The sequence below is a fragment of the Sphingomonas sp. genome (assembly GCF_035490575.1).
Taxonomy (GTDB): Bacteria; Pseudomonadota; Alphaproteobacteria; order Sphingomonadales; family Sphingomonadaceae; genus Sphingomonas.
The window spans coordinates 32,989-48,999 of record NZ_DATJLI010000105.1 but is presented as its reverse complement, the minus strand read 5'-3'; the positions used below and the strand labels follow the sequence as shown (position 1 = coordinate 48,999).

The following is a 16,011-nucleotide window of genomic DNA, read 5'->3' as shown; positions in this document are numbered from 1 at the left end:
GACGGGCGCCGTCAGGCCGTTTATTGTGTATATGTGTCTGACAGGATTGGCATAGATTGTCAGACTTTATCGGCCCATAGTGTTCCAGGGGTGATGCGAATGAGCTGGTCGCGACGAAGCTTCATACAGGCCGCAAGCACGGTCGCGGTGGCAGGCGCAACGGGTGCGTTCGACGCGGCCCGGGCAATGCGTATCAAGCCGTCGCGCGCGACGAATATCGTGTATATCCACTCGCACGATTCGGGGCGGTATCTGTCGCCATATGGCTACGCCACACCGACACCCCGGCTGCTCGGACTTGCGCGCGAGGGTGCGTTGTTCCGGCAAATGCATTGTGCATCGCCCACATGCTCGTCGAGCAGAGCGGCAATGCTGACGGGGCAATCGGCGCACAGCAGCGGGATGCTGGGCCTCGCGCACCGGGGGTGGCGGCTTCGCGAACCACGGCGACATATCGTGCATACCCTACGCGCCAACGGCTATCGCACCGTGCTTGCCGGACTTCAGCATGTGGCCGTCGATCCCGTGACGATCGGTTACGATGCGATCCTTCAGCGGGCCAGCGCGAGAGCGCATGTTGTGGCCCCGGCCGCCGCCGATTTCCTGCGAAGCCCGGCCGCCAGCGAAGCGCCCTTCTTTCTGGACGTCGGATTCTTCGAGACCCATCGCGCCTTTCCACCCGCCGTCGATGATCCGGCATTTGTGCAGCCCCCGTCCCCGATACCCGACACGGTCGAAACGCGGGAAGACATGGCAGGCTATTATGCGAGCGCACGCGCCATGGATGCCGGAACCGGGCAGGTGTTGGACGCGTTGGCGGCTGCGGGACTAGCCGAGAATACGCTGGTCATCAGCACGACCGATCACGGGCTGCCTTTTCCGGCCATGAAGCATAGCTTGCGTGACACCGGCACCGGCGTATCAATGATAATGCGCGGGCCGGGCGCGTTCGCCCGTCCACGCGCTTATGACGCCTTGCTTTCGCAGATCGATGTTTTCCCGACGCTTACCGAGTATCTCGGGATCGAACCGCCGGAATGGCTTGAAGGGCAATCTTTCATGCCGATCGTCAGGGGGACCGGGGCGGAGGTTCATGAGTGTATCTTTGCCGAAACCAACTTTCACTCAGCCTATGAACCGGCACGTTCGGTCAGGACGCAGCGATATAAATATATCCGTCGTTTCGACGGGCGCACAACGCCCGTCCTTCCCAATACCGATGCGGGGGCCAGCAAGACTTTATGGGTGCGGAACGGCTGGGCAAACCAACCGCTGACAAGCGACTCGACCGGAGAGGAACTTTACGACTTGATGTTCGATCCCAACGAGCGGACGAACATAAGCCAACGGCCGGAAGCGGCTGCAATCATCGCCCGGATGAGGATCTGGCTCAAAGACTGGATGACGCGAACACAGGATCCATTAATCGGCGGTCCTATTGCGATACCTCCAGGGGTGCGAAGCGACAGCCCGAATTTGGTCGATCCCGCGATTTAGGGCGGCAACGATAGAAACTGGTCAGTCCCCATCTTCCGGGTGCGACCGCAATTGCCTGGCGAGCGCGGCTGCCGCGCGGACATAAGCGGGTCCGCCGCATACGGTCCATGCCTGTGGCAAGCGCAGGCGCGCGATCGGGCGGAGCACCGGGTGGTGCAGCATCTCGGTTCCCTGGTCCTGAACCCGGTCGGTGGCGGTTTCCACGATCAGATAATCGGGACGCGCCCGTGCCATCTCCTCAAGCCCGACGCGGGCGAGCGACGGTTTTCCAAGCGTTCGGGCCAGATTGCGAAGACCCACGCGCTGCATCAGGTCGTCGATCAGCGTGCCTGTGCCCGTCAGATATCCGCGCCGCTGATAATAGGCCGCGGTCGCGCCGCGTCCGGCATTGCGCGGAATCGCGGCAAGGTCACGGTTCATCCTGACGACCAGCGCCTCACCGCGCGCCGGATGACCGATGGCGGCGGCGACGCTGCGGATCTGCGTGACGATATCGGCATAGCTGTTGGCGAAATCGACATCGAGCGTCGCGATATCGCGCCCCTGCAACCGCGCCATCGTCGCCTGTCGCCGCCCCGGCGCCGCGAGGATCAGGTCGGGTCGCAGCGCCAGCACGTCCTCCGCCGAACCACGGCTGGTCGGGAATGCACGTGCGCGCCGCACCGCCGCCGAGATTTCGGGATCATGCGCGAACTGCGTCAGCGCGGCGATCTGGTCGGCATCGGCCAGCGCCAGCAGATACTGGTCTGCGCAGAGATTCAGCGACACGATCCGCTGCGGGCGCACAGCCGGCCGCGGCGACGACGCGCCCAGCAGAACGGCGATCAGTGGCAGGGCGAACAGGCGGCGCATCGACGCCCTTTGCCTTGGCGGCACCATCCGCGCTAGGCGCGAATCGACCGACGTTGAAAATCGAGGCCAACCGACCGTGACCCGCCGCTGGCTCTGGCCTGCTCTGATCCTCGCCGTCGTCGTGGCGGGCGTGCTCGGCGTCGGCATCGGCACGACTTCGATCCCGCCCGCGCGCGCACTGACTGCGCTGGCCGGGCAAGGCGACCCGGTGGAGCGGGCGATCCTGATCGAACTTCGCCTGCCCCGCGCCCTGCTTGGGCTGGCGGTCGGCGCAATGCTCGGCCTCGGCGGCGCGGCGCTGCAGGGCTATCTCCGCAATCCGCTGGCCGAACCATCGGTGCTCGGCGCATCGAACGGCGCGGCGCTGGGCGCGGTCGTTGCACTCTATTTCGGGCTGGCGGCGTGGCATCCGGCGGTGCTGCCGCTGCTGGCGATCGCAGGCGCACTGGCCACGCTGACGCTGTTGTTCGTGCTGGCGGGGCGATCCGAAAGCCCGCTGACGCTGATCCTGGCGGGCATCGCGGTGGCGACGCTGGCGGGCGCGGGCATCAGCCTTGCCTTGAACCTGTCGCCCAATCCGTTCGCGGCGATGGAGATCATGACCTGGCTGCTCGGCAGCATGGAGGATCGATCGTTCGAACATGTGCTGCTGGCGATGCCGTGCATTGCACTGGGCATGGCGCTGCTGGCCGGACAGGGCCGTGCACTCGACGCGCTGACGCTGGGAGAGGATGGCGCGGCGGCGCTGGGCGTCGATCTGCGCCGCACCCGCATCCGGCTGCTTGTCGGAATCGCGGTCGGCGTGGGCGGTGCGGTGGCGGTCTCGGGCGCAATCGGCTTTGTCGGACTGATCGTGCCGCATCTGATCCGCCCGCTGACCGACCGCAGCCCGTCGGCGGTGTTGTGGCCAAGCGCGCTGGCGGGCGCCGTGCTGCTGACGCTGGCGGATGTGGCGGTGCGGGTGATTCCGTCGACCAACGAATTGAAGCTGGGCGTGGTGACGGCGTTCCTTGGCGTCCCGGTGTTCCTGGTCCACCTGATGCGGGAGCGCCGGTTGTGGTGAGCATCGTCACCCAGAATGTCACGGTCGCGCTCGGCGGGCGAACGGTGGTTCGCGACGTCTCGACGCGGCTGGATGCGGGTGCGTTGGTCGGCGTGCTTGGCCCCAATGGTGCGGGCAAATCGACTCTGGTCCGCGCACTGCTGGGCCTGATCCCGCATGAAGGATCGGTGATGCTGGACGGCGCGCCGCTATCGTCGCTTTCGCGCGCCGCAATTGCCCGGCAGGTCGCCTATCTGCCGCAGGGACAGACGCTGCACTGGCCGATCTCGGTCGAGCGGCTGGTCGCGCTCGGCCGCCTGCCGCATCTGGCGCCGCTGTCCCGGCCGGATGATGCCGACCGCGCGGCGATCGAGCGGGCGATGGCGCGGGCCGATATCGCGCATCTTGCCCATCGCACTGCCACCGAATTGTCGGGCGGCGAGCGCGCGCGCGCGCTGCTGGCCCGCGCCCTGGCGGTGGAGGCGCCCGCGCTGATCGCCGACGAACCGCTCGCCAGCCTGGACCCCGCGCACCAGATCCACGGCATGGAATTGCTGCGGGCCGAAGCGGACGGGGGCGGCCTCGTCGCCGCCGTGCTGCACGACCTGACGCTTGCCGCGCGCTTTTGCGACCGGGTGCTGGTGATGGCCGATGGTGCGCTGGTCGCCGATGGCGATCCGCGTGACGTGCTGACTCCCGAATTGCTGGCCGAAGTCTATGGCATCACCGCCTATCGCGGCACCGGGGCGTTACCGTTGCTCGTCCCACTCGACCGCGTGCGTTGACGCCGCCGTCATTCCGGGATTAAGGGCGGCGCTGCGACAGGTTCCCCTTAGCCGGGGATTGAAAGGGAACGGGGTTCAAGACCCCGGCTGCCCCTGCAACTGTGAACGGTGAGCCACCGCGCCACATGCCATTGGGACCATTGGTCCTGAGAAGGCGGCGCGATCCGGCATTGACCCGTGAGCCAGGAGACCTGCCCGTCGCGGTCGTTCTTCGACCGGCCAGGGTGCGCCGGACGGACGGGGGTAAACCCGCGAAACGACAAGCCAATTGTCCCTTGGATGGCACAGCCGTCCGGGGCGTCTTGACGTGGGGTTTGAATGAAGAACATCCATCTGCTCGCCGGGATCGCGCTGTTCGCGCCGGCACCCTTGCTCGCACAGTCGCAGCCCGACCGGGCATCCGCGCCCGATGCGGCGGCGACGCCCGGCGACGATGCGCCATCCGGCCCGATCCTCGTCACCGCCACGCGCAGCCCGACCGCGATCGACCGCGTCCCGGCATCGGTGACGTTGCTCGACAAGGAAACGATCGACCGCGCGGGCGACCTGTCGGTCGCCGACCTGCTGGTCCGCACCCCCGGCGTGACCCTGACCCGCAATGGCGGTTATGGCACCGCGACCCAGCTTCGCATCCGCGGCGCCGAAAGCGACCAGACCGTCGTGGTCATCGACGGCGTGAAGATCAACGATCCGTCATCGCCCGGCGGCGGCTTCAACTTTGCCAACCTGCTGACCGGCGACGCCAGCCGGATCGAGGTGCTGCGCGGTCCCCAGTCGATCCTGTGGGGCAGCCAGGCGATCGGCGGCGTGGTCAACATCGTCACCCCCCTGCCCACCGCCGATCTTGAGGGCAGTTTCGATATCGAGGCGGGCAGCCGCGAAACCGTCAGCGGTCGCGCCGGGATCGGTGGCCGGACGGGACCGCTGGGCTGGCGCGTCGGCGCACAGACGTTCACCACGCGCGGCATTTCCGCCATCGCACCCGCGTTCGGCGGGGAAGAGGCCGACGGCTATCGCAACCAGTCGATCGCGGGTCGCGCGATGCTCGACATCATCGACGATGTCAGCGCCGAAGTGCGCGGCTATTATTCGAACGGCCGCACCGAGATTGACGGGTTCAGCGGCGACACCGCCGAATATTCGCGCAACGAGGAGTTTGTCGGCTACGCCGGGCTGAACGTCGCGCTGTTCGACGGGCGGTTCCGCAACCGCTTCGGCTATGGCTATACCGATACCGACCGTGAAAACCTGAACCCCACGCGTGAACGGGCGCAGACCTTCGATGCGGCGGGCACCAATCACCGCGCCGAATATCAGGGCAGCGTGGCGATCGCATCGGGCATCGACGCGGTGTTCGGCGCCGAGAACGAAATCAGCCGGTTCGAAAGCGTGTCGCCGTCGGCCAGCCTGAGCGTGCCCGTCCCCGCCCCCGCCACCGGGCGTGCCGAAATCACCAGCTTCTATGGCCAGCTCAACCTGTCGCCACTGGCCGGGTTGACGCTGACCGGCGGCGTTCGCAACGACGACCACAGCCGCTTCGGCGGCAAGACGCTGTTCGCGGCGGGCGGTGTCTGGGCGTTGCCGACGGGCACGCTGCTGCGCGCCAGCTATTCGGAGGGGTTCAAGGCGCCGACGCTGTATCAGCTGTTTTCCGAATATGGGAACGACGCGCTGCGTCCCGAACAGGCCAGTGGATGGGAAGCGGGTGCCGAGCAGCGTTTCCTGGACGGTGCGGTCACGCTTGGCGCAACCTATTTCGAACGGCGATCGACCGACCTCATCATCTATGCCGGGTGCACCGGCACCAGCGTCGATCCGCGCTGTTTCGTGCCCGGCAGCACGACCGAGCGCCGCTTCGGCTATTACGACAACGTCTCGCGCGCGTTCGCCAACGGCATCGAAGCGGCGGGTCGCGTCGCGCTCGGCCAGCGGGTGACGATCGACGGCAATTACAGCTGGATAACGTCGGAGGACCGGTCCACCGGATCGGCGAATTTCGGCAAGCAACTTGCCCGCCGGCCGCGGCACGCGTGGAACGCAAGCGCCAGTTACAGCCTCCCCGCCGGTCCGTCGTTCGGCGCGGCCGTGCGCTGGTCGGGCGAAGCGTTCGACGATGCCAGCCATTCGGTGCGGCTGGCGCCCTATACGCTGGTCGACCTGCGCGCCGAGACGCCTGTGTCGGAAACGGTAAGCCTGTTCGTGCGCGGGGAAAACATTTTCGACGAGCACTATGAAACGGTCTACCGCTACGGCACGCTGGGCCGCAGCATCTATGCCGGTTTGCGGGGGCGTTTCTGATGCGCGGGAACGGGAAAATGAGCGGGTCCGAAGCATCCGGCACGCCGGCATCCACGCTGTGGATCATGCTGTTCACGCTTGCGAGCACCGTGACGACACTGGCGCTGGCCTGTGCCACGCCCTTTACCGCGCTGGCGGCACTGGCGGCGACAAAGCTGCGGGCGCGCGACGGCATGTTGCTGATGCTCGCGGCGTGGGTAGCCAGCCAGGTCGTCGGCTTTTGCGTGCTGGACTATCCCCGTGACGCCAGCACCCTTGGCTGGGCGATCGCCCTGGGAACGGCGGCGATCGCCGGTCTCATCGCGGCGCGCATGGTCGCCGGACGGCTCGGCGACCGGGCGGATGCGCTGCGGATCGCCGGCGCTTATGTGGCGGCGGCACTGGCGTTCAAACTGGTGATCCTGTGCTGGTCGTCCGCTCTGGGCGGCATCGACATCGTGCTGTCGCCTTCGATCAACCTGCGCCAGTTCGTGCGGAACGGTGCGATCCTGCTCGGTCTGTATGCGCTTTATCATGGGCTGCGGGCGGTCGGACTTCCCGCCGCGCCGCAAGTCCGGGCCTTGCGATGTTGAGGCCGGTCGACAGCGGGGCGGCGGTGGTGGCTTGCAACAGCTGCCGCCGCTCCGCCGACGCGCGCGAGGACGGTGAAGGCCGCCGTGGCGGTGCACTGCTGGTCGATGCATTGCGGCGCGTAAAGGTCATGGACCCCGCGTTCGCGGGCATCGCCGTGCAGGAAATGCCGTGCCTGTTCGCGTGTCAGGATTTCTGCACTGTCCATCTGCGTGCGCCGGGCAAGGTCGGCTATGTGTTGGGGCGGTTCGAGCCGGGGATGGAGGCTGCGCGCGCCATCCTCGATTACGCCCGCGCCTATGCCGCCAGCGAATGGGGGCAAGTGCCGTTCCGGCAATGGCCCGATGGGGTGAAGGGACATTTCATCACCCGCACCCCGCCTGCCGGCTTTGTCGTCGAGTGACCCGTTTTTCCGATATCGCCGCATTCGAGGCCGCGCTGTCCGCCCTGCCCGTCGCCGACACTGCGGCCCGCTCCGCCGCGACCGCGCGGCAATCGCGCCTGACAAAGCCGCCCGGATCGCTGGGTCGGCTAGAGGACATCGCCGTGTTCATCGCTGGATGGCACGGGGTCGAGCGGCCCCGGATCGAACGCGGCCGCGCGGTGGTGTTTGCCGGCAATCACGGCGTTGCGGCACGCGGCGTCAGCGCCTTTCCGGCTGCCGTCACGGTCCAGATGGTCGCCAATTTCACGGCGGGAGGCGCGGCGATCAATGCGCTGGCGGACTCGGCGGGCCTGACGCTGGCGGTCGTGCCGCTTGACCTTGACCGACCGACCGCCGACTTCACGCGAGGACCAGCAATGAGCGAGGATGAATGCCTCGCCGCGCTGAACGCGGGCGCGGCGGCGGTGGGCGACGCCGACCTGCTGGTGCTGGGCGAGATGGGCATCGCAAATTCGACCGCCGCCGCCGCGCTTTGCGCCGCCAGTTTCGGTGGCACCGGGGCCGATTGGGTCGGCCCCGGCACCGGCGTCGATGCCAACGGCGTTGCGCGAAAGGTCGAGACCGTCGACGCCGCGCTTGCCCGACACGCCAAACATCTGCGCGGCGCCTTCGAAATCCTGCGTCGTGTCGGCGGGCGGGAAATCGCGGCGATCGCGGGCGCGATCGTGGCCGCCCGGCACGCGGAGGTGCCGGTGATCCTGGACGGCTTTATCGGCACGTCGGCCATCGCACCGCTTGCCCGCGATGCCCCCGCCATCACCGAACATTGCCTGGCCGGTCACTGTTCCGCCGAACCGGGCCATCGTCGCCTGCTGGAGCGGCTGCGGCTGCGGCCGCTGCTGGCGCTGGACATGCGGCTGGGCGAAGGTAGCGGGGCGGCGCTTGCCGCGCATATCGTGCGGGCGGCGCTTGCCACCCATGACGGGATGGCGACCTTTGCCGAAGCGGGTGTGAGCGGCGGGTGACTGGCTTCACGCTGCACCTGATGCGCCACGGCGCGCCCGAATTGACCGGCCGGATGCTGGGCCGCACCGATTGTGACGTGACCGATGCGGGCATCGCGGCCTGCGTCGCCAATGCCACGGGACTGAATGCCAAGTGCCTGATCGCATCCGACCTGCGTCGCGCGCGGCGATGTGCGGATGCCATCGGAACGCCGGTGGTCGACGCGCGCTGGCGCGAGCTTGATTTCGGTGACTGGGACGGATTGGCCGCCGCCGAGATCGATGCCGATGCGCTCGGCCGCTTCTGGCAAGACCCCGACCATCACGCCCCGCCGGGCGGAGAACGGTGGTCGGCGCTGGTCGAGCGTGTTGGCGCGGCGATCGCGGCGCTGGTGCCCCAACCGACGCTCGTCGTCACACATGGTGGCGCGATGCGCGCGGCGCTGGCCCATCTGTGCGGCATGTCGCATCTGCAGGCCTGGGCATTCGATCTGCCCTGTGCCTCGGTCCTGACGTTCGAGTTGTGGGCCGGGACGCCGCGGCGTGGCCAGATCAGGGGACTTCGGGCGTGAGGTCGTTTCTGATCGCCCTGTCCTTTCTGACCCGGCTGCCGGTCCCGCGCATCGACGCGTCTGCCGCCGATTTCGCAAGGGCCGTCCGGCTATATCCGTTCGTCGGGCTGTTGATCGGCGCGCTGGTCGCGGGCGTGGCATGGGCCGGTGCTCTGGTCGATCCGTGGCTCGGCGCGCTGGCGGGCGTGCTGGCGTGGACATGGGTGACGGGCGCGCTGCATCTGGACGGGCTGGCCGATCTGGCCGACGGCCTGGGCGCAGCGCATGGCAATCGCGATCGGCTGCTGACGGTGATGGCCGATCCTCATGTCGGCAGTTTCGGTGTCGTCGCCCTGGTCCTGCAAATCGCCGCGAAGCTGGTGTTGCTATGCCTGTTGCTGCCGCACGGCGCACTTGCCGTCATGACGGTCCCGGCGGCGGCGCGGATCGGTCCGCTTGTCTGGGCATGGCGTCTGCCACCGCTTCGCCCCGGCGGGCTCGGCGCGTCGATCGCGGGTGCGGTGCGGCCGCGCGACCTGTTCGCATGGGCGGGCGGCCTGATCGCGCTGTGCGTCGTGCTGCCCCCGCTGGCGATCACGCCCCTGGTGCTGCTGGCCCTCGGCGCGTGGTTCAAGCGCCGGATCGGCGGTGTCACCGGCGACGTGCACGGTGCAGGGATCGAACTGACCGAGACCGCATTGCTGGTCGCGCTGCTCGCTCAGCCTTGAGCGATTGCCAGCATCGCCTCCAGATCGAGCGCAACCTCAAGCGCGGCTGCGATCTCGTCCAGCGCCGCGTCTATATCGGCGGCGTGGTCAGGACCCGTCGCAGCGACGCCGATGCGCGCCAGCCACGCCGCCCGCTGCGCCTTCAGGCCCAGCAATCCGTGGACATAGCTTCCCGCCACCAGACCATCGGCGCTGACGGCGCCTTCCGCCCGGCCGTCGTGCAACCGCCCGACGGGCCGCGCCGTGTCGGGACCCGCTGTGCGGCCCAGATGGATCTCATACCCCTCGAACCGCGCGCCCAGCGCTGTGCCCGTCACCCGCGACAGCGCCTTGTCGCCGCCCAGCACCGTATCGACCGCCAGCAATCCCAACCCCGCGATGCTGCCGGGCGGTCCTTCGATCCCGGCGGGGTCGGAGACGCTGCGCCCCAGCATCTGGTATCCGCCGCACAGGCCCAGCACCGGACGCCCCTTTCGATGATGGGCGACGATGTCGATGTCCCACCCCTGCGTCCGCAGGAACGACAGGTCGGCACAAGTCGCCTTCGACCCCGCCAGCACGATCATGGCAGCGTCGGGGATCGCGCGGCCCGGCGGCACCATGACCAGCTCAACGCCCGGCTCCAGCTTCAGCGGATCGAAATCGTCAAAATTGGCGATGCGCGGCGTGACCGGACAGGCGATGACGATGCGCCCATCACGACCGGCGGCGGGTCGCTCCAGCACCACCGCATCCTCGCTCGGCAAACGGCGCGCCGCGCCGAGCCACGGCACGATTCCCAATCCGCGCCAGCCCGTGCGCTGCTCGATCGTCGTCATGCCGTCATCGAACAACGCCGGATCGCCGCGAAACTTGTTGACCAGGAACCCGCGTATCATCGCCGCGTCGTCGGCATCGATGACGGCGTGGGTGCCCACCAGCGACGCGATCAAGCCCCCCCGGTCGATGTCACCCGCCAGCACGACCGGCACGCGGGCGGCGCGGGCAAAGCCCATATTTGCGATATCACCCGCGCGCAGATTGGTCTCGGCCGGGGAACCGGCACCCTCGACCACGACCAGATCGGTCCCGGCGGCAAGCCGGTGATAGCTTTCCAGCGCCACGTCCAGCAGCCCCGCGCGTCCCTGTCGCCAGTTCGATGCCGCCAGCGTGCCGCGAACCGCACCGCGCACCACCAGTTGCGACGTGCGATCGCCTTGCGGCTTGAGCAGCACGGGGTTCATATCGACGCTGGCGCGCGCGCGACATGCCAGTGCCTGTGTCGCCTGCGCGCGGCCGATCTCTCCGCCATCGGCGGTGACGGCGGCATTGTTGCTCATATTCTGCGGCTTGAACGGACGGACGTTCAGCCCGCGATTGGCAAAGGCGCGGCACAGCCCGGCGACCAGCACCGATTTGCCGACGTCCGAACCGGTGCCCTGGATCATGATCGCAGCCATGCGGTCCCTCCCGTCAGGATCGCGAGCAACAGGCAGGCCCGCAGATAAAGAAACAGCGCGCGGCGGATATCGCGCGCGACCGCAGGCCGCCCGCCTTTGCCAATCCACGCCTTGTCATGCCAAACGCCATCATAAACGACCGGCCCGGCCAGCGCGACGCCCAGCGCCCCGGCCATCGCCGCTTCGGGCCAGCCCGCATTGGGCGACGCATGGCGGCGGCAGTCGCGCCACATCACGCGCCAGCCCCGCGCCGCGCCCAGACAGATCAGCAGCCCCGACAGCCGCGCGGGGACCAGGTTTGCCAGATCGTCGGATCGGGCAGCCGCCCAGCCAAAGGCGCGCCAGCGTGGCTCAGGGTGCCCGATCAGGCTGTCGGCGGTATTGATCGCCTTGTAGATCCACAGCCCCGGCAAGCCGCCCGCGACCAGCCAGAACAGCGGTGCCACCACGCCGTCGCAGAAACTCTCCGACAGGCTTTCGATCGCGGCGCGGGCAATGCCCGCTTCGTCGAGGGTTTCGGTGTCCCGTCCGACGATCCGCGCCACCGCCACCCGCGCCGCGCCCGCATCGCCCGCCGCCAGTGCGCGCTCGACGGGCCGCACATGCTCATACAGGCTGCGCGCGGCGATGCCCGGCCATGCGAGAACGGCGATAACGATCCATGCCCGCTCGCCGAATGAAACCGCGACCGCCCGTTCGATCGCGAAAGCCGCCGCCCCCGTCGCGACGATCAGCGTCGCCATTGTCGCGATGCCCGCCCACCATCGCACCGCCTCAGCCCGCGCGGGGTCGTTCCAGCGTCGTTCAGCCCGGTTGATGAGGCGCGCGAAACCGCCCACCGGGTGCCCGATCCGCCGGTAAATCCGGTCCGGCCAGCCCAATGCCGCATCGATCGCCAGCGCCGCCAGCGCGACCGGCTCAACCACGGCCAAGCGCCCGGTCCAGGCGCTCGAACGCCGCCGCATCGGCGGGCAGGCCAAGGCGCAGCCAGTCGGGCCGCCCGTCAAAGGGCCGGGTCAGGATGCCCGCACGCGCCAGTCGCGCGAACACCGCTTGCGCGTCCGGGCTGTGCACCAGCCGGAACAGCGGACATGCCCCCTCACTCATCAGCCCATGCCGGGCGAGCAGCGTGTCAAGCGTCCCCGCGCGCTTCATCAGCGCCTCGCGCGTCGTCGCGATCCAGCGCCGGTCGCGATAGGCGGCCGTGCCCCAGGCAATCGCCTGTGTGCTGACTGGCCAGTCGCCGACCAGTTGCCGCACGCGCGCGACGACGGCGGGCGGGCCGATCACGAAGCCCAGCCGCAACCCCGCCAGCCCAAAGAACTTTCCGAACGACCGCAGCACGATGACGCGCGCGTCATCGGACAGCGTCGACGCCACGCTTGTGCCCGGCATCGCATCGGCAAAGGCCTCGTCCACGACGGTCCAGCCCCGATGGCCGGCGATCAGCGCGCTCAGGTCCGTCATCCGGCCATCGGGGTTGTTGGGATTGGCGAGGATGATCGTGCCGGCACCTGCCGCCGCCAATGCGTCGAACCCGACCGCGCCGTCCGCGACTTCCACATGCGTGCCATAGCCCGGCGTCGCCGCGATGACCGGGCGGACGACGCCCAGGAGCGGCAGAAGGCGAAGCGCGACCTCGCTTCCCGGCACCGCCGTCACGCGGTGCGGCTGGAGGCCGAAATGCGCCGCCGCCGCCGCTTCCAGCCCGCGGAGCGCGGCGACGGACGGCAGCGGGCCGGGGTCGATGCTCAACGCCGCCGGGACCGGCCATGGCACCGGATTGATGCCCGTCGACAGGTCGATCCACGGCCGTGGCGCATCGGGCCACGCGATCATCGCTTCATCGATCCGACCGCCATGGCGGCCGAATCCGCTGGCGGGCGTGGATTTCGCTTGCGTCATCATGCCCGCCATCGCCATTCACGCCCTGAACGGCAAGCCGGAACGGTGATGGACGACAAACCACGGTCAATTCTGGTGTTGGGCGGCGCACGGTCGGGCAAGAGCCGTCACGCGCAATCGCTGGCTGAGGGGATGGGCCGGGACCGGCTGTTCATCGCCACCGCGCAGGCATTTGATGACGAGATGCGCGACCGCATCGCCCGCCACCGCGCCGACCGCGATGCAAGCTGGCGGACGGTGGAGGCACCGGTCGATCTGCCGGGCGCGATCCGCGACCATGGCCGTGCCGAGCGGATATTGCTGGTCGATTGCCTGACGCTGTGGCTGTCCAACCTGTTGTTGTCGGACGCCGATCTCGACGCGGCGGGTCGGTCGCTTGTCCGCGCGATTGCCGAAACGCCTGCGCTTGTGGTTCTGGTCGGTAACGAAGTCGGCTTCGGCATCGTCCCCGACAATGCGCTCGCCCGCCGCTTCCGCGATGCTGCCGGGCGACTGCATCAGGATCTGGCCGCCCGTTGCGACGCCGTCGATCTGGTCGTAGCCGGGATTGCGTTGCGGATGAAACCGCCCGCCCGCTGATCCCGCTTGCTTGCCTGGAGTAGTCCGTTTGAGAACCGATGCCGAACATGCCGCGCAGATGGCGCGGAAAAAGGCCGTGCAGGACCGGATCGTCGCCGAACGCAGCGCCGAAAAAGGGCTGGTGATCGTCCATACCGGCAAGGGCAAGGGCAAGACGACGGCTGCGCTCGGCATGGTTGTGCGCGCGATCGGCCACGGCATGAAGGTGGGCGTCGTCCAGTTCGTCAAGGGCGCGATGGAAACGGGCGAAGCGGCGGTGTTCGACCGCTTTCCCGAAGTCGAGTTCAAGCCGATGGGTGAAGGCTTCACCTGGGACACGCAGGACCGCGCGCGCGACACCGCCGTCGCCCGCGCCGCCTGGGAAGAGGTCAAGCGCATGGTCGCCGATGACAGCTATGCCATGGTGGTGGCCGACGAACTCAACATCGTGTTGCGTTACGATTATCTGCCGGTCGAGGAAGTGCTCGATGCGATCGCGGCGAAACCGGTCATGACGCATTTCATCATTACCGGCCGCAATGCGCCCGAAGCCGTGATCGCCGCCGCCGACCTCGTCACCGACATGACGCAGGTCAGGCATCCGTTCCGCGAACAGGGCGTAAAGGCACAGCGCGGCATCGAATTCTGATCGTTTGCGGGACAATCAACGCCGTTCATCACGCATCACGCGGCTCGCACGGCTTCCCAATCCCGTCCGCGCGCGATAACGACATCCGCACAATGGCCAATGATGCCGCCGACCCCGATCGCGAACCGGATATCGCCATGCCTGCCCCAGCGCGCGGCGTGGTGACGTCGTTCGACGTGGCCGCCGCCGCCGGAGTGTCGCAGTCCACCGTATCGCGCGCGCTTCGCAACCTCGATAGTGTCAGTCGCGAGACGCGCGACCGCGTGATGGATGCCGCGACGCAGCTCGGCTATCTGCCCGACCTGCGCGCCGCCCGTCTGCGACAGGCCACCACCGGCTGTATCGCGCTGGTCATTCTGGTGCCAACCGGCGTCGCGCGCGGCGCGCTCAATCCATTCTACTACGATCTGGTCGCCGCAATCGAAGCCGCCGCCATGCGACAAGGCCGCCGCATTCTGTTGTCGTTTCAGGAATCGGTCGGCTTTGACGCCGAGTTCGAGCAGCGGCGCGAAGCCGATGGCATGATCGTCATCGGCAGCGCGACCCATGTTGAGGGTTGGCGCCACTTCACCGAAGCTGCCGCACAGGGCCGCCAGATCGTCGCCTGGGGATCGCCGCATGACGACCTGCCAACGGTGCGCGCTGACAACCAGGACGGGGCGCGCCAGGCAATCGAGCATCTGATCGCGATCGGCCGCCGCCGCATCGCCTTTGCGGGGCCTGGCTGGCAGCAACATGCCGCCTATGCCGAACGGCGCGACGGCTATCTGGCTGCACTCGCCGCCCACGATTTGTCGCCGATCGACATATCGATCGATGTCGAGGGCGACCGCGAACAGCAGGGCGCCGGGGCGATCGAATGGCTGGCGCGCGAAGCGGCGGATGCCGACGCGGTGTTCGCCGCCAGCGATCTGGTGGCGCTGGGTGCGCTCAGGGCCTTGCGTGTCGCCGGGCGGCGCGTGCCGCAGGATGTCGCCGTCATCGGCTTTGACGGCATTCAGGGCGTGCGCCACTGCGATCCGGCGCTGACCACCATCGCACAGGATGTGGAAGCCGCCGGTACGGCGCTGGTCGACGCCTTGCTGCAACGCCTGTCGGGCGTGCCGCATTCGCAGCAACGCGTTCCGGTGCACCTGACCATCCGCGCCAGCACCTGATCTGGGCGCTTGCCCCGGTGGCGGCGGCGATCCATGCTGCCATGGACTGGGGACACGGAAAGGCGCGTGATGGACGGTAATCTGCGATATGACGGGGTTGCGCGTGCGCTGCACTGGACGATGGCGGCGTTGATTATCCTGAACCTGCTGGCCGGTCTGTTCCACGATGCGCTGGAAGGCGTTGTGGAGGTGATGCCGCTGCACAAGGCGACCGGCATCCTGATCCTTGCCCTGACGCTGGTGCGGATCGGCTGGCGCCTGACCCATCGGCCGCCGCCGGCGCCCGCTTCCTCGGCTGCGTGGGAGCGCGGCAGCGCCCATGCAGTGCACATGGCGCTTTATGCGCTGATGCTGGCGATGCCGATCAGCGGCTGGATCATGAGTTCGGGCGGGCAATATCCGATCAGCTTCTATGGCCTGTTCGAAGTACCCAAATTTGCCGTCACGCGCGACGACGCGTTATGGGGCGTCGCGCGTCAGGGTCATGAAGTGATGGGGCTGACCATGCTGGCGCTGGCCGCGCTGCACATCGCCGCCGCGCTTCGCCACCACTTCCTGCTGAAAGACGGGTTGTTGCGCCGCATGGCGTGA

General features: G+C 68.1%; 17 protein-coding genes and 1 riboswitch. Of the genes, 13 read left to right on the top strand and 4 right to left on the bottom strand.

Going from position 1 to position 16,011, the window contains the following annotated elements:
- The first annotated feature begins 93 nt into the window (after nucleotides 1-93).
- Entirely contained in the window at nucleotides 94-1,497 is a 1,404-nt protein-coding gene (locus VL973_RS08165; RefSeq protein ID WP_325283534.1) for a sulfatase family protein, read from the top strand.
- Between the two features lie 21 nt (nucleotides 1,498-1,518).
- On the opposite strand, the gene VL973_RS08160 is transcribed toward VL973_RS08165, so the two are convergent.
- Nucleotides 1,519-2,349 carry an ABC transporter substrate-binding protein gene (locus VL973_RS08160; RefSeq protein WP_325283533.1) on the bottom strand — a complete coding sequence of 277 codons (831 nt, stop codon included), beginning with the start codon at nucleotides 2,347-2,349 and terminating at the stop codon, nucleotides 1,519-1,521.
- Between the two features lie 76 nt (nucleotides 2,350-2,425).
- Between VL973_RS08160 and VL973_RS08155 the strand changes: the two genes are divergently transcribed.
- The 8 genes from VL973_RS08155 to cobS all read left to right on the top strand — a co-directional run bounded on the left by VL973_RS08155 (nucleotide 2,426) and on the right by cobS (nucleotide 9,712).
- Nucleotides 2,426-3,412, top strand: a complete 987-nt coding sequence (locus tag VL973_RS08155) for a FecCD family ABC transporter permease (protein ID WP_325283532.1) — start codon at nucleotides 2,426-2,428, stop codon at nucleotides 3,410-3,412.
- Nucleotides 3,406-4,176, top strand: a complete 771-nt coding sequence (locus tag VL973_RS08150; protein ID WP_325283531.1) for an ABC transporter ATP-binding protein — start codon at nucleotides 3,406-3,408, stop codon at nucleotides 4,174-4,176. The genes VL973_RS08155 and VL973_RS08150 overlap by 7 nt, the downstream gene beginning before the upstream one ends.
- 21 nt (nucleotides 4,177-4,197) lie before the next feature.
- A riboswitch (cobalamin riboswitch) is annotated at nucleotides 4,198-4,389 on the top strand.
- A gap of 105 nt (nucleotides 4,390-4,494) precedes the next feature.
- The gene (locus VL973_RS08145) at nucleotides 4,495-6,474 is read left to right on the top strand and encodes a TonB-dependent receptor plug domain-containing protein (RefSeq protein WP_325283530.1); all 1,980 of its coding nucleotides are present in this window, start codon (nucleotides 4,495-4,497) and stop codon (nucleotides 6,472-6,474) included.
- A gap of 17 nt (nucleotides 6,475-6,491) precedes the next feature.
- The gene (locus tag VL973_RS08140) at nucleotides 6,492-7,046 is read left to right on the top strand and encodes a hypothetical protein (RefSeq protein ID WP_325283529.1); all 555 of its coding nucleotides are present in this window, start codon (nucleotides 6,492-6,494) and stop codon (nucleotides 7,044-7,046) included.
- Nucleotides 7,040-7,447 carry a DUF1636 domain-containing protein gene (locus VL973_RS08135; RefSeq protein ID WP_325283528.1) on the top strand — a complete coding sequence of 136 codons (408 nt, stop codon included), beginning with the start codon at nucleotides 7,040-7,042 and terminating at the stop codon, nucleotides 7,445-7,447. Before VL973_RS08140 ends, VL973_RS08135 begins: the two co-directional genes overlap by 7 nt.
- Nucleotides 7,444-8,454, top strand: coding sequence for a nicotinate-nucleotide--dimethylbenzimidazole phosphoribosyltransferase (cobT, locus tag VL973_RS08130; RefSeq protein ID WP_325283527.1), 1,011 nt, complete (start codon nucleotides 7,444-7,446; stop codon nucleotides 8,452-8,454). The genes VL973_RS08135 and cobT overlap by 4 nt, the downstream gene beginning before the upstream one ends.
- A complete protein-coding gene (locus tag VL973_RS08125) occupies nucleotides 8,451-9,005 on the top strand; it encodes a histidine phosphatase family protein (RefSeq protein WP_325283526.1) in 555 nt (184 codons plus the stop codon). Before cobT ends, VL973_RS08125 begins: the two co-directional genes overlap by 4 nt.
- Entirely contained in the window at nucleotides 9,002-9,712 is a 711-nt protein-coding gene (gene cobS, locus VL973_RS08120; protein ID WP_325283525.1) for an adenosylcobinamide-GDP ribazoletransferase, read from the top strand. The genes VL973_RS08125 and cobS overlap by 4 nt, the downstream gene beginning before the upstream one ends.
- Here the strand turns inward: cobS and VL973_RS08115 are convergent.
- The 3 genes from VL973_RS08115 to VL973_RS08105 are packed head-to-tail and all read right to left on the bottom strand — an operon-like array spanning nucleotide 9,703 to nucleotide 13,059.
- Nucleotides 9,703-11,151 (bottom strand): cobyric acid synthase, encoded by a 1,449-nt coding sequence (locus tag VL973_RS08115; RefSeq protein WP_325283524.1) that lies wholly within the window; start codon nucleotides 11,149-11,151, stop codon nucleotides 9,703-9,705. The two genes, cobS and VL973_RS08115, sit on opposite strands and share 10 nt — an antisense overlap.
- Entirely contained in the window at nucleotides 11,136-12,077 is a 942-nt protein-coding gene (cbiB, locus tag VL973_RS08110) for an adenosylcobinamide-phosphate synthase CbiB (RefSeq protein WP_325283523.1), read from the bottom strand. Before cbiB ends, VL973_RS08115 begins: the two co-directional genes overlap by 16 nt.
- The gene (locus VL973_RS08105; RefSeq protein ID WP_325283522.1) at nucleotides 12,070-13,059 is read right to left on the bottom strand and encodes an aminotransferase class I/II-fold pyridoxal phosphate-dependent enzyme; all 990 of its coding nucleotides are present in this window, start codon (nucleotides 13,057-13,059) and stop codon (nucleotides 12,070-12,072) included. Before VL973_RS08105 ends, cbiB begins: the two co-directional genes overlap by 8 nt.
- 45 nt (nucleotides 13,060-13,104) lie before the next feature.
- Here VL973_RS08105 and cobU point away from each other — a divergent pair, with 45 nt between their 5' ends.
- The 4 genes from cobU to VL973_RS08085 all read left to right on the top strand — a co-directional run bounded on the left by cobU (nucleotide 13,105) and on the right by VL973_RS08085 (nucleotide 16,011).
- Complete coding sequence (gene cobU, locus VL973_RS08100) at nucleotides 13,105-13,635, top strand: bifunctional adenosylcobinamide kinase/adenosylcobinamide-phosphate guanylyltransferase (protein ID WP_325283521.1); 531 nt, start codon at nucleotides 13,105-13,107, stop codon at nucleotides 13,633-13,635.
- A gap of 28 nt (nucleotides 13,636-13,663) precedes the next feature.
- Entirely contained in the window at nucleotides 13,664-14,263 is a 600-nt protein-coding gene (cobO, locus tag VL973_RS08095) for a cob(I)yrinic acid a,c-diamide adenosyltransferase (RefSeq protein ID WP_325283520.1), read from the top strand.
- 92 nt (nucleotides 14,264-14,355) lie between these two features.
- Nucleotides 14,356-15,420 carry a LacI family DNA-binding transcriptional regulator gene (locus VL973_RS08090; protein WP_325283519.1) on the top strand — a complete coding sequence of 355 codons (1,065 nt, stop codon included), beginning with the start codon at nucleotides 14,356-14,358 and terminating at the stop codon, nucleotides 15,418-15,420.
- A gap of 69 nt (nucleotides 15,421-15,489) precedes the next feature.
- A complete protein-coding gene (locus VL973_RS08085) occupies nucleotides 15,490-16,011 on the top strand; it encodes a cytochrome b (protein WP_325283518.1) in 522 nt (173 codons plus the stop codon).

What these genes read in the sequence shown, in the direction of transcription:
- VL973_RS08085 (WP_325283518.1), top strand. Translation starts at nt 15,490, where the DNA reads ATGGACGGTAATCTGCGATATGACGGGGTTGCGCGTGCGCTGCACTGG.
- VL973_RS08165 (WP_325283534.1), top strand. Translation starts at nt 94, where the DNA reads ATGCGAATGAGCTGGTCGCGACGAAGCTTCATACAGGCCGCAAGCACG.
- cobU (WP_325283521.1), top strand. Translation starts at nt 13,105, where the DNA reads ATGGACGACAAACCACGGTCAATTCTGGTGTTGGGCGGCGCACGGTCG.
- VL973_RS08145 (WP_325283530.1), top strand. Translation starts at nt 4,495, where the DNA reads ATGAAGAACATCCATCTGCTCGCCGGGATCGCGCTGTTCGCGCCGGCA.
- VL973_RS08115 (WP_325283524.1), bottom strand. Translation starts at nt 11,151, where the DNA reads ATGGCTGCGATCATGATCCAGGGCACCGGTTCGGACGTCGGCAAATCG.
- VL973_RS08090 (WP_325283519.1), top strand. Translation starts at nt 14,356, where the DNA reads ATGGCCAATGATGCCGCCGACCCCGATCGCGAACCGGATATCGCCATG.
- VL973_RS08160 (WP_325283533.1), bottom strand. Translation starts at nt 2,349, where the DNA reads ATGCGCCGCCTGTTCGCCCTGCCACTGATCGCCGTTCTGCTGGGCGCG.
- VL973_RS08105 (WP_325283522.1), bottom strand. Translation starts at nt 13,059, where the DNA reads ATGATGACGCAAGCGAAATCCACGCCCGCCAGCGGATTCGGCCGCCAT.
- VL973_RS08135 (WP_325283528.1), top strand. Translation starts at nt 7,040, where the DNA reads ATGTTGAGGCCGGTCGACAGCGGGGCGGCGGTGGTGGCTTGCAACAGC.
- VL973_RS08140 (WP_325283529.1), top strand. Translation starts at nt 6,492, where the DNA reads ATGAGCGGGTCCGAAGCATCCGGCACGCCGGCATCCACGCTGTGGATC.